The organism is Roseovarius sp. MBR-78 (assembly GCF_040547535.1).
Lineage (GTDB): Bacteria > Pseudomonadota > Alphaproteobacteria > Rhodobacterales > Rhodobacteraceae > Roseovarius.
The window spans coordinates 166851-178895 of the sequence record NZ_JBEPPX010000005.1 but is presented as its reverse complement, the minus strand read 5'-3'; the positions used below and the strand labels follow the sequence as shown (position 1 = coordinate 178895).

The 12045-nt window shown below is 66.8% G+C and carries 13 protein-coding genes; 3 read left to right on the top strand and 10 right to left on the bottom strand.

Going from position 1 to position 12045, the window contains the following annotated elements; all coding sequences use genetic code 11:
* Window positions 1-425: 425 nt before the first annotated feature.
* A complete protein-coding gene (locus ABIE58_RS06005) occupies window positions 426-1292 on the bottom strand; it encodes a DMT family transporter (RefSeq protein ID WP_354543780.1) in 867 nt (288 codons plus the stop codon).
* A complete protein-coding gene (gene mnmC2, locus ABIE58_RS06000; RefSeq protein ID WP_354543779.1) occupies window positions 1289-1966 on the bottom strand; it encodes a tRNA (5-methylaminomethyl-2-thiouridine)(34)-methyltransferase MnmC2 in 678 nt (225 codons plus the stop codon). The genes ABIE58_RS06005 and mnmC2 overlap by 4 nt, the downstream gene beginning before the upstream one ends.
* A gap of 54 nt (window positions 1967-2020) precedes the next feature.
* Here mnmC2 and ABIE58_RS05995 point away from each other — a divergent pair, with 54 nt between their 5' ends.
* Window positions 2021-3049, top strand: a complete 1029-nt coding sequence (locus tag ABIE58_RS05995; protein ID WP_354543778.1) for an NAD(P)/FAD-dependent oxidoreductase — start codon at window positions 2021-2023, stop codon at window positions 3047-3049.
* Window positions 3050-3349: 300 nt separating this feature from the next.
* On the opposite strand, the gene rpiA is transcribed toward ABIE58_RS05995, so the two are convergent.
* Both rpiA and ABIE58_RS05985 read right to left on the bottom strand, forming a co-directional pair.
* Complete coding sequence (rpiA, locus tag ABIE58_RS05990) at window positions 3350-4138, bottom strand: ribose-5-phosphate isomerase RpiA (RefSeq protein WP_354543777.1); 789 nt, start codon at window positions 4136-4138, stop codon at window positions 3350-3352.
* A gap of 82 nt (window positions 4139-4220) precedes the next feature.
* The gene (locus tag ABIE58_RS05985; protein ID WP_354543776.1) at window positions 4221-4646 is read right to left on the bottom strand and encodes a tellurite resistance TerB family protein; all 426 of its coding nucleotides are present in this window, start codon (window positions 4644-4646) and stop codon (window positions 4221-4223) included.
* A 120-nt stretch (window positions 4647-4766) separates the two neighbouring features.
* Between ABIE58_RS05985 and ABIE58_RS05980 the strand changes: the two genes are divergently transcribed.
* Both ABIE58_RS05980 and ABIE58_RS05975 read left to right on the top strand, forming a co-directional pair.
* A complete protein-coding gene (locus tag ABIE58_RS05980; protein WP_354543775.1) occupies window positions 4767-6341 on the top strand; it encodes a lysine--tRNA ligase in 1575 nt (524 codons plus the stop codon).
* Window positions 6342-6405: 64 nt separating this feature from the next.
* Window positions 6406-6810, top strand: a complete 405-nt coding sequence (locus tag ABIE58_RS05975) for a c-type cytochrome (RefSeq protein ID WP_354543774.1) — start codon at window positions 6406-6408, stop codon at window positions 6808-6810.
* 1 nt (window position 6811) lies between these two features.
* On the opposite strand, the gene ABIE58_RS05970 is transcribed toward ABIE58_RS05975, so the two are convergent.
* The 6 genes from ABIE58_RS05970 to ABIE58_RS05945 all read right to left on the bottom strand — a co-directional run bounded on the left by ABIE58_RS05970 (window position 6812) and on the right by ABIE58_RS05945 (window position 11778).
* The gene (locus tag ABIE58_RS05970) at window positions 6812-7138 is read right to left on the bottom strand and encodes a DUF3775 domain-containing protein (protein ID WP_354543773.1); all 327 of its coding nucleotides are present in this window, start codon (window positions 7136-7138) and stop codon (window positions 6812-6814) included.
* Window positions 7139-7202: 64 nt separating this feature from the next.
* Window positions 7203-7937, bottom strand: coding sequence for an SDR family NAD(P)-dependent oxidoreductase (locus ABIE58_RS05965; protein ID WP_354543772.1), 735 nt, complete (start codon window positions 7935-7937; stop codon window positions 7203-7205).
* Window positions 7934-8494 carry a DUF3833 domain-containing protein gene (locus tag ABIE58_RS05960; RefSeq protein WP_354543771.1) on the bottom strand — a complete coding sequence of 187 codons (561 nt, stop codon included), beginning with the start codon at window positions 8492-8494 and terminating at the stop codon, window positions 7934-7936. The genes ABIE58_RS05965 and ABIE58_RS05960 overlap by 4 nt, the downstream gene beginning before the upstream one ends.
* 4 nt (window positions 8495-8498) lie before the next feature.
* Window positions 8499-9743 carry an MFS transporter gene (locus ABIE58_RS05955; protein ID WP_354543770.1) on the bottom strand — a complete coding sequence of 415 codons (1245 nt, stop codon included), beginning with the start codon at window positions 9741-9743 and terminating at the stop codon, window positions 8499-8501.
* Window positions 9740-10495: a DUF1365 domain-containing protein gene (locus ABIE58_RS05950; RefSeq protein ID WP_354543769.1), complete on the bottom strand. Its 756-nt coding sequence runs from the start codon at window positions 10493-10495 to the stop codon at window positions 9740-9742. Before ABIE58_RS05950 ends, ABIE58_RS05955 begins: the two co-directional genes overlap by 4 nt.
* A complete protein-coding gene (locus ABIE58_RS05945; RefSeq protein ID WP_354543768.1) occupies window positions 10492-11778 on the bottom strand; it encodes an NAD(P)/FAD-dependent oxidoreductase in 1287 nt (428 codons plus the stop codon). Before ABIE58_RS05945 ends, ABIE58_RS05950 begins: the two co-directional genes overlap by 4 nt.
* Window positions 11779-12045 lie beyond the last annotated feature (267 nt).

The window sequence follows — 12045 nt, the reverse complement described above, 5'->3', positions numbered from 1 at the left end:
TCAACACCTGGCACAAGATAGCCGCTGATGGGCGGTGCGGTCGTGACGGGGGAGTATGGCAGACGGCGCGGACAATGACCGGCGGCACTGTGGAGGGTGCAAATGGCTTGACGCGGCCAGGGATTCATTTTCTCCCGCGCGGCATCACGTCTCGGTTCGGGTCAAGCCATTTTGGGCCGCCATGCCCTGTCCGTGCTGATAAGCGTGTTGGTGACTTCAATGAGCTTTCGCAATGAGAAGGGCCGGAAAACAGCGCGGGGCGCTGTTCTCCCGACGAACCTATTTCGGGACATGCCACGAGGGTGGTGTGCATGGGGGGGGGCGTTCGATGCCGGTTCCCACTTTTGAGCAACATATTTCAAGCGTGGCTCCCAAGGTGGCCGAGCGAATGGCGTCGAACGGTGTGAATTTGGATGGCGCGCGCCTCACCCCCTCTGCCGCTGTCGCCAGAGCGTGAACAGCCCCGCCCCCACGATCAGCGCCACCCCGAGTGCCACGTTGAGGCGGATGGTCTCGGAAAACACCGCGATGCCGATGGTGCTGGCAAAGACCAGTTGCAGATAGGCGAAGGGCTGCACGGCGCTCGCCTCGGCGACCTCGTAGCATTTGATCAGCGTGTAATGCCCCGCCGCCCCGGTGATGCAAAGCGCGCCCATCCAGATCCAGTCCGGCCCTGTCATCGGCTCCCAGAACCACGCGCCCACGACGGTCATCGCGACCGAACCCACCGTGCCGGTCCAGAAAAACGAGGTGGCGGCGCTGTCGAGCCGCGCGACGAACCGGGTGAGCAGGCCGTAAAGCGCGAACATCAGCGCGGCGATGAACGGGATCACGGCGGCGGGCTGGAACACGCCGAATCCCGGCTCCAGGATGATGAGCACCCCGGCAAAGCCCACGCCGATCGCCACCCACCTGCGCCAGCCCACCCGCTCGCCCAGCACCGGGCCAGAGAGCGCGGCGATCAGAAGCGGATAGGCGGCAAACACCGCATGGCTCTCGACCAGCCCCAGAAGCGTGAAGCCATAGATCATCACGCAGATTTCCGCCACCAGCAGCACGGCGCGAAAGCCCTGCATCAAGGGCTGCGCCGTGGCGGCGGCAGCCATCAACCCGCCCGCGCGGCGCGCGGCGATGGTCATCACGAAGGCGGCAAAGAACCAATACCGGATCATCACCACCATGAAGACGTTGTATTCGCCCGCCAGATGCCGCGAGATGCCATCCTGCACCGCAAAGATGAAGGTGGTGAGCACCATCATCCAGATGCCAAGGCGGGTGTTCTGATCTGTCATCGCCTGTCCAATATTGCGCGGGTCATGTGGCGCTTGCGCCCGTATCCCGCAACACGGCTGACAGAAAACCCCGCCGCCTCCAAGCCCCGCCGCACAAAGCCCGCCGCCGTATAGGTGGCCGCCGTGCCGCCCGTGGCGGTGTGGCGGGCGACCTCGGCCATCAGGGCGGGCTGCCACATCTCGGGGTTTTTCGCCGGTGAAAACCCGTCGAGAAACCAGGCATCGGCCTTGTGGGGCCAGTGGCTTAGCGTCTCGCGCGCATCCCCCGCCACAAGCGTGAAATGCAGGTCCGGCAGCGCGATCTCCTGCGCGCTGCCCTGCCAATGGGGGGCAAGCTCCGCCGCCAGCCCCGCCAGTTCCGCAAACCGGGCTTGCGCGCGGCGCATGTCTTGGGGGGCCATCGGATAGGCCTCGAAGGAGGTGTATTTGAGCCGCCCCGGCACGCGCGCCGCGCGCCATGCCACAAGCGCCGCGAGCAGGTTCAGCCCGGTGCCGAAGCCCAGTTCGGCAATGTGAAACCCGTCCCGGAATCGCGCCGGCAGATCGTTGCCCGCAACGAAAACATGCCGCGTCTCCGCCAGCCCGTCATCGAGGCTGAAATAGGGATCGTCAAAGCGGGTCGAGACCGGCACCTCGCCGTCGCGCCATGTGATCCGCGCCTGCTGGTCCTGCATCGGGCACTCCGCTAGAAAGCGTCTGGACCATGACGGCGCGCGGGGAAATGTGCAATGACCGACATCACGGTGATGGGGGCGGGGATATTCGGGCTGGCGACCGCCTGGGCCTGCGCGCGGCGCGAGGCAAGGGTGCGGGTGATCGACCCGGCAGGTCCTGGCGCGGGGGCCTCGGGCGGGCTTGTTGGCGCGCTGGCCCCGCATGTGCCGGAAACCTGGAATGACAAGAAGGCGTTCCAGTTCGAGAGCCTTATCATGGCCGAAGGCTTCTGGGCCGGGGTGGCCGAGGCGGGAGCTGTGTCGCCGGGCTATGCGCGGCTGGGGCGAGTGCAGCCGGTGGCGGATGACGCGGCGCTGGCGCTTGCACATGAGCGCGCGGCGAGCGCGGCGCGGCTCTGGCAGGGCAGGGCGCTTTGGCAGCTGGAGGCGGCCACCGGCGGCTGGTGCCCGCCAAGCCCCACCGGATACGTGATCCGCGACACGCTGAGCGCGCGGCTGCATCCGCGCCGCGCCTGCGCCGCGCTGGTGGCGGCACTGCGCGGCGCGGGGGCCGAGGTGCTGCGCGAGGGGGTGCCCAAGGGCCGCGTGCTCTGGGCCACCGGCGTGGCGGGCCTGGAAGAGCTGAGCGCCGCGCGCGGTCGCACCGTCGGCAATGGCGTCAAGGGGCAGGCCGCGCTGCTCGATTTCGACGCGCGCGACCTGCCGCAGATATTCGCGGGCGGCGTGCATATCGTGCCGCACGAGGACGGGACCACGGCCATCGGCTCCACCTCCGAGCGTGACTATGCCGACCCGACCGCCACCGACGCGCAGCTTGACGCGGTGATCGCCGCCGCGCGCGCCGCCCTGCCCGCGCTGGCCGAGGCCCCGGTGATCGAACGCTGGGCCGGGCTGCGTCCGCGTACGCGCAGCCGCGCGCCGATGCTGGGGGCGCATCCGCTGCATCCCGGCCAGTTCATCGCCAATGGCGGGTTCAAGATCGGCTTTGGCATGGCCCCCAAGGTGGCCGAGGTCATGGCCGACCTGATGCTTGACGGGGTGGACCGCATCCCCGAAGGATTTCGCCCGGAGGCGTCGTTATGAGCGGACCACGCTTTGCCAGCCTGCGGCGGGACGTGGCCTGAAGGGCCCATTGGCCCCCCTCGGACGGGCACGCGCGCGGCTCATCGCACCAAATCGACCGGCCTCGTCACGCCGGTCATGTCGACGAAGCCGATCCGCAGCGCCCACGGTTCGGTCTCCAAGCCCCCATCAGCAACCGCGCGTCAATCAGCCAGTCCTAGAGCGTGTCGTGTTCATTCGCATTCACGCGCCACGCTCTAACTTATTGATTTAGCATGTTCGAGAAGCTCAAAACCGGTTCCCACTTTTGAGCAACATGCTCTAATCGTCGAGATCGGCGAAAAGGTTCTCGCTTTCGACAAAGTCGATCCGGTCCTTGGCGATGCTGCCATCGTTGATGTCGCGCGTCTCCACCCGCCCGTCGCCAAAGCCCAGGATCACCACGTCGCAGATATCCAGAAACAGCCCGTTCTCGACCACCCCCGGCATCTGGTTGAGCGCCATCGAGAGCCGGTGCGGCTGCCCGATGCGCGCGAGGTGCAGATCGACGATGTAATTGCCCTCGTCGGTGACAAAGGGGCGGTCGCCGTTCATGCGCAGCGTGGCATCGCGGCCCAGCACATCCATGTTGATGAGCAATTCCTCGATCAACGATTTTGTGGTCTGCCAGCCGAACGGGATCACCTCGACCGGCAGCGGGAAGGCACCGAGATGTTCGACCTCCTTGCCGATATCGGCGATCACGATCATCTGATCGCTGGCGGTGGCGACGATCTTTTCCTGCAACAGCGCCCCGCCGCCGCCCTTGATAAGGTTGAGATTGGCATCGAACTCGTCGGCGCCATCAATCGTCACATCGAGCCATTTCGCCTCGTCGAGGCTGATTACCTCGATCCCCACCTCGCGGGCAAGCTCGGCGGTGCGGGTCGAGGTGGGCACGCCCTTGATCTTGAGCCCGTCCTCGCGCACCAACTCGCCGAGGCACCGCACCATCCACGCCGCGGTAGAGCCGGTGCCGAGGCCCACGCGCATCCCGTCCTCGATAAAATCGACCGAGCGTTTGGCGGCGACATATTTGGCCTTGTCGATGGGGGACAATTCTCCGGTCATGGCAGCGTCTCTCCGGGTTGGTGTGCGCGGCCCGCTTATAGCGGCCTTGCCGCCGTGGTGCGAGGGGCAATCGCGCCCGCGCCTAGATCGTGAGGTGGCGCGCGCGCGCGCCGCGCTCGATCGCCGCAGCGTGCAGCCGGTCGATATCGAGCTCGTAGCGGATTTCCTCCAGCAGGCGCAATTCGCGATCATTGAGCGTGCCATCGGCGGCGGCCACGTCGCAGGCCAGCGCATAGGCGGTTTCGTTCAGCGCCTCGGGCAGGTTGTCGCGAATGAGGCCAAAGAGCGCATCCAGCCCGTCCTCGACCGCGAACAGATCGAACACCGTCTGCGACATCACGCGCAGCCGGTCGAGATCATAGCTGGCAAAAACGGGCAGGTTGTTGATCTGGCTCTCGATCTTGACAAGCTCGGCGGTGCGCATGTCCTCGTCCGAGGCCGAAACCGCGATCATCAGGGCGACAAGGCAATCCTGCGGGCTGAGCGGGTGGGGGATCTGGTCTGACATTTGCGGCCTTTCGGGCGGGGGCATGTTGCGGTGCAGAATATTGACTGTGCCGCCCCCCGGCAATAGGTAGCGCGAGGCCGTGCGGCCCCAACGGCGCGCGGCGAAGCTGGAGTTTGAGCAATGTCCGATCTGCGCGATGCCGCGATGCAATCCAAGGCCTGGCCCTTTGAAGAGGCGCGCCGGGTGCTCAAACGCTATGAGAAAGCCCCGCCTGAAAAGGGCCATGTGCTCTTTGAGACGGGCTATGGCCCCTCCGGCCTGCCGCATATCGGCACCTTTGGCGAGGTGCTGCGCACCACGATGATCCGCCGCGCTTTTGAGGTCATCAGCGACATTCCGACGCGGCTTATCTGTTTTTCCGACGATCTCGATGGGATGCGCAAGGTGCCGGGCAATGTGCCCGACCAAGACGCCTTGCGCGAGCATCTGCAAAAGCCGCTCACGAGCGTGCCCGACCCGTTCGGCACGCATGACAGCTTTGGTGCGCATAACAACGCCATGCTGCGGCGGTTTCTCGACACGTTCGGGTTTGACTACGAATTCATCTCGGCCACCGAATTCTATGCCTCGGGGCAGTTCGACGAGGTGCTGCGCCGCGCCGCCGAGCGCTATGACGATATCATGAAGATCATGCTCAAGAGCCTGCGCGAGGAGCGGCGGCAGACCTATTCGATATTCCTGCCGATCCACCCCGAGACGGGCCGCGTGCTTTACGTGCCGATGAAGCATGTGGACGGTGCCAAGGGCGAGATCACCTTTGACGACGAGACGGGCCGCGAATGGACGCTTCCCGTCACCGGCGGGAACGTCAAACTGCAATGGAAGCCCGATTTCGGCGCGCGCTGGGCCGCGCTTGGCGTCGATTTCGAGATGTATGGCAAGGACCATTCCACCAACACGCCGATCTATGACGGCATCTGCCGGGCGCTTGGCGCGCGCGCGCCCGAGCATTTCACCTACGAGCTTTTCCTCGACGAGACCGGGCAGAAAATCTCCAAATCCTCGGGCAACGGCATCTCGATCGACGAATGGCTGCGCTATGCCGCGACCGAGTCGCTCAGCTATTTCATGTATCAAAAGCCCAAGACCGCCAAACGGCTGCATTTTGACGTGATCCCGCGCGCGGTGGATGAATACCACCAGCAATTGCGCGCCTATGTGGATCAGGATGCGGGCCAGCGGCTCAACAACCCGGTCTATCACATCCATGGCGGCGATGTGCCCGAGAGCCGCATGGTGGTGCCCTTCTCGATGCTGCTCAATCTCGCCTCGGTGGCGCACGCCCATGACAAGGCCGCGCTCTGGGGCTTCATCCGCCGCTACGCGCCCGAGGCCAGCCCCGAGACGCATCCCGATCTTGATGCGGCGGCGGGGTTTGCGCTGCGCTATTACGAGGATTTCGTGGCCCCGGCGAAGCGCTATCGCGCGCCGTCGGATCTGGAGCGCGAGGCGCTGATGGATCTGCGCGACCGGCTTGCCGCGCATCAGGGCCCGCGCGACGACGAGACCTTGCAGGGTCTGGTCTACGACGCGGGGCGCGAGCGGTTCGATCCGCTGCGCGGCTGGTTCACGGCGCTTTACGAGGTGTTGCTGGGGGCCTCGCAGGGGCCGCGTTTCGGCGGGTTCATCGCGCTCTATGGCGTCGAGGAAACCGTGGCGCTCATTGACCGCGCGCTTGCGGGCGAGATGGCTTGACACGGATCATTGCGCGCGCGCCGGGCGCTTGCTAGCTTGCGGGCAAAAGAGCATGAGGCCCGCGATGCAGTATTCCCTTGCCCCCCTGATCGGCGCCCTCGGCGTCGCTGCCTGCGTGCAGGCCGTCTCCATGCCGGATGCAAGCGAGGGCGCGGCACTCTATGCCGCCAATTGTGCGCAATGCCACGGGGCAGGCGGCGAGGGCGATGGACCTTGGGCCGAGGGCATGATGCCGCCGCCCGCCGATCTCACGCGGCTGTCAAAGGATGGCACGTTCCCGCGCGCGCATGTGCTCTCGGTGATCGACGGCTATGACCGCACCGGCCTGCCGGGGCAGGAAATGCCGGAATTCGGCCTGCTGCTGGAGGGCGATACCGTGCCGGTGGATGTGGGCGACGGGGTGCTGACCCCGACACCGCGCCCGCTGGCGGCGCTGATGGCCTATCTCGAAAGTATCCAGCGGGGGTAGATTATCCGCCGCGGATCAATTCATCCTCGTCATCAGAGGCCGACAGTCCCAGCGCATCAAGCCCGTTTTCGAGATGGTCCGACAAATGCGGCGTGCCGATCAGGTAATCGGCGCAGGGCGTCGTTGCCTCCTCATAGGCGGTGCGGCGCGCCTCGTCGAATTCCTCGGCCTCGAACGTGCCGCGCCCAACCCACATGACGGCGACAAGGCTGGCCTGTTCCTCCTCGGTCAGCCGGTCGATAAAGGCGCGAAGCTCGGCCTCGGCGCGGTCCAGCTCGCGCGCCATGAGCACGATCTGCGCAATCTTGTAGACGGTGATGTCGAGCATGGGCGGCCTCCTCTCGTGCGATGATGGCACAGATTTGCCCGCCTGCCGAGACCTCGCCTTGATCTTACGCAAAGAGCCGGTAATAGGCCCAATCCGGCAATAGCCGCGAGAGCCGGAAGACATAGCTGAAAAGCCGCGGGAAATGGCGTTGAAACGCCGCATCGTCGCACATCAGCTCGAATATTTCCTGCGCCGCCGCCTCGGGCGGCATGATGAACGGCATGGCGAAATCGTTCTTGTCGGTGAGCCGCGTGCGGATGAAACCGGGATTGGCCAGCTGCACCCGCACGCCGCTGCGCCACAGGTCGGCGCGCATCGATTCGGCAAGGCTCATGATGCCCGCCTTGGACGCGCCATAGCCGATGGCCCCCGGCAATCCGCGAAATCCCGAGAGCGAGCCGGTGAGCACGATATGGCCCGCGCCCCGCGCCACCATCCCCGGCACCACATGGCCCAAAACCCGCACCGCGCCGGTAAAATTCACATCCGCCATCGCGGTGACCTCCTCGGCGCGCCACGCCGTCGCCGCCATCGGCCAGTAGACCCCGGCGAGATAGACCATCCCGTCGATCTCGCCCACAGCCTCTGCCGCCGCTCTTACGCTGGCCTCGTCGCGCACATCCACCGGAACCGCCCGCGCGCGCCCCGGCAGCGCCGCCGCTACCTCGTCGCACCGCGCGGCATTGCGCGCCGACACGATCACCTCGGCCCCCGCCGCGCTCAGCTTGGCGGCCAGCGCCGCGCCCAGCCCCTCGCTTGCGCCCACCAGCCAATAGCGGTTGCCCTGCCAGTTGCTCATGCCTGCACCTTTCTCATCGTGGCCACAAGCTCGGCCACCTTGATCCCGAACTTGCGGAATTGGCTTCGGTTCACGATCACCCCCTCGGGTGTCAGATACATCCAGTCGGTGACGCTCAGCACATGGCCGCCCGCCTCCAGCGGCAGGCGAATGCGATAGCATAGCCGCACCGCCGATCCGGTCTGTTGCCCGGTGCCCGGCCCTACCAGATCCTCGGCCTCGGCCCGGATCGCGCCATCATTGCCGATCTCAAGCTGCCATTCGCGATCCTGCCGGTTGCCGCTGTCATAGCGGAAATGCTCGCGCATGATGCCGCGATTACCCTGCCATTCGGCTTCGAAATCCGCATCGAACCGCGAGGCGACCCGGCCCAGCGGCCCAAAGATCACGCCTTCGCATTTGATCGCGCCGTTCAGATGCTCGCGCAGGTCGAGCGCGGGCGCGCCCTCCGCGTAATCGTGGGGCCGTTGCGCGCCGAACCCGGCCAGCCGCGCGGCCAGCCAGACAGCGCCCAGCGCCACCGCTGCACCCGTCGCGATCAGGGCTATCGCCTCCATCCCGTCATCCTTTCGTGTCACCGAGGTCGAGCCGCAGCAACAGCGCGATCGCCCCGAGTTTCAGAACACAAGGCAGCCCGCCATAAAGCAGCGCCAAAAGCCACAGCGCGCCTGCGTCATTCTCTCCGCCGCTGCGAAAGCCTGCGGCCTCCAGCGCGGGCAGCACCGCCACGGCGGCCAGCGCCAGCGTGAATTTCGACACAAAGGCCCAAAGGCCGAACCCCTCGGCCCCGCCCGGCGCGATCTCGGCCATGCGGCGGGCGAACATCGCGGGCAAGAGCGTCATATCCGCCCCCGTCGCCACGCCCGACACCACGCAGATCACCGCAAACGCCGTCAGGTCGCCCGCGCCAAGCGTGATCGCCCAGCCAAAGGCGGCAATGGCCAGAACCATCGCGCCAAGCAGCATCCGTTTCGCCCCGAACCGCTCTGCCAGCGCGCTCCAGACCGGTGCGGCGCAGGCGGCGCTGAGGAAAAAGAGCACCAGATACGCCCCCTCCCATCCCGGCGCGGCAAGGCGGCTTTCGACGTAGAACAAAAACAGCGTCGAGGTGATCGCCACCGGTGCCGCATTGACCAGCGCCACCGCCAGAAGCCTGCGCGCGCGCCCGTCGCGCAGCACGAGGCCAAAGCCGGTGGGCGCGGTATCGCCGCCGCCCTGCCACTCGCCCGTCATCGCGAGCCACGCCAGCGCCACCAGCCCGGCAAAGGCCAGCGCATAGCCCGCCGCTCCGCCCAAAAGCGCGGGCGCCGTGGCCGCCGCGCATATCCCCAGAAGCGCGCCTGTCTCGCGCCAGCGCGCCAGCCGCAAATGCCCCGCGCCAGACAGCCGCCCGGCGGCCGAGACCCCCTCGGCATAAAGGCAGATGGTGAGGAAACTGAACGCGCTGAACACGAGCGTCATCATCACCGCGAACCACCACAGCGGCGCGATGGGCGGGGTGACGGCGAACAGCCCCACCATGCCGCCCGCGATCAGGGCGGCGGCCAGCGTCACCGCCGACCCCCGCCAGCGCGCGCCCCGCGCCGCCAGCCAGCCCAGCGCCGGGTCCTGCACCACGTCGATGAGCCGCAGCGCGAACAGCACCGTGCCCAGCGCCGCAAGCGATACGCCATAGCCATCGGCATAGACCTTGGGCGCGTGGATGTAGACCGGCAGCCCCGCCGCCGCGAGCATCCCGGCGAAAAGCGCGTAGGCCGGCAGGCGCGGTGCGGGCTGCGCGCGGGGTATGGCGGCGGCGTGGCTCACCGGCTTATCTCGTCGGCGGGCGGCGCGGGGCGCGCGCGAAACCGCGCCCCCTTCCACCACAGCCGAAGCGCCTGCCAGTGGATCAGCGCCAGCACCCGGCGCGAGCCGAACGGGCGGCGCAAGAGCGTCCCCGCCATCCCCCCGAGCGTGAGCGGGCGCACGCGCCCGGTCAGCGTTGCCACCACGCCGCCATTGCCTGCCGTCAGGTCGATCCAGATGCCGATCCGCTCGGGGCGCAGGTCGAAACGGAATTCGTAGTGCCCCTCCACCGGCTGAAACGGCGAGACGTGGAAAATCTTGCGCGCGTGGAGCCGGTCGGTGACGGTGATCGCGCCATGATCGTCGCGATGGCACAGATAGGAATGGCGGTCGCCATAGGTGTTGGTCACCTCGGCGATGACGTAGCGCAGATCGCCCGCCCTGTCGCGGCAGAGCCAGAATGCCACCGGGTTGAACACATGACCAAGGATGCGCGGTTGCGCCAGCAATTCGATGCGCGCGGGTGCGGGCAGGCCATGCTCTGCGAGCACCTCGCGCACCCATGCCGCCCCGCGCCCCTTGCCCGGCGCGCCGCCGTGATCGCTGTCATGCAGCGACATCACCCCGGCGCGATTGCGCGCGAAGAGGCGCGGCGCGTGCGCCTCTGCCTCGGCATCGAGCAGCAGGTAATCCACCCCGTATCGGAACGCGTTTTCCACCGCGCCCTTGCGCCCGTGCCAGGTATGGCCCGCGATATGGCGTACCACGCTCATTCGGCGGCAACCGCGGCCGCGTCGCGGGCAAGGATCGCCTCGGCCACCTCCAGCCCGGTGGCCAGCCCATCCTCGTGAAAGCCGTGGCGCAGCCACGCCCCGCAAAACCACGTCCCATCCGTGCCATTGGCCGCGCGCACGCGCGCCTGTGCCGCCAGCGCCGCCATGTCATAGACCGGGTGGCGCAGGGTCACCTGGTCATAAATCAGCTCTTCGCGGATCGGGCGCGTGGTGTTGAGGGTCACGAAATGCGGATCGTCATGGGCGATCGGCTGAAGACTGTTCATCCAGTAGGTCAGGTCGATCTGGCCCGCGCGCTTGGTCGCGCCTTCGGTATAATTCCACGACGACCACACCGCGCGGCGGCGCGGCATGAGGCTGGCATCGGCGTGCAGCGTGATGTCGTTGGGCTGATAGGCGATGGCCCCGAGATTGTCGCGCTCGGCCCCGGTCGGATCGGCCAGCAGGCGCAGGCTGTCATCGGAATGGGTGGCGAATACCACCTCGTCGAACCGCTCCCACGCGCCGCCCTCGGCCCGCACCTCTACCCCGGTCGCCGCGCGCCGCACGCCGCGCACCGCGCAGCCTGTCCGCACCACGACGCCGCGCGCCGCCATCGAGGCGGCCAGCCGCGTCACATAGGCACGCGATCCGCCCTCGACAGTATACCACTGGTGCTGATCCTCATAGCCCAACAGCCCGTGGTTCTTGAAGAACTGCACCAGCGCATGCGCCGGAAACTCAAGGATTTTCTCCACCGGCGTGGACCAGATCGCGCCGGAAAACGGCGTCAGGTAATAGTCGCGAAACCACCGCCCCAGCCGCATGTCCTCGATCAATTCGCCGATGGTCATCCCGCCGTCTTTTGCTGCCGCCAGCGCGCCCGCGTTGAACCGGAAGATATCGCGCAGCATCCTCCAGTGACGCGGATCGAGCACGCGCCGCGCTTGCGCGAAATAGGCGCGCCCACCTTGCAGCCCATATTCGAACGCCCCCCCGCGAAACGACGCGCCGAAACTCATGGTGCTTTTCACCACCGGCACGCCCAGCCGGTCGAACATCGCGGTAAGTTCGGGATAGGTGGCATAGTTGAACACGATGAAACCGGTATCGACCGCGCAATCGCCGCGCTTGCCCGCGATAACCGTGCGCGCATGCCCGCCAAGTCGACGCTCCGTCTCGATAAGCGTCACCGCGTGGCGCGAGGCCAGCCGCTCGGCCACCCCCATGCCGGTGATTCCGCCACCGATCACGGCGATGCTTTTTTGCTCGGGCTTGGGCATGGTCGGCCTGTTCCTTTGACATGTCATGTTCCATGTTACGACGCCCGGTGACAACCGGATTAGAATGGCCCGTGATCGGCCCTCCGCCTTGGCCCCGCAACAGGGCTGTGTGCGGCAAAGTGATCCGGCGCGGCGCGGGGCGCGTAACCCGGTCATGTTCATTGAGCCGCGCCACAGCTTTGCCGACAGTGCCGCCGCCCCCTCGCCGCACGTGGGGCGGCGTGCTATGTGGCGGGCGACAAGGCGGAACGGGACGGTAAGCGGCGT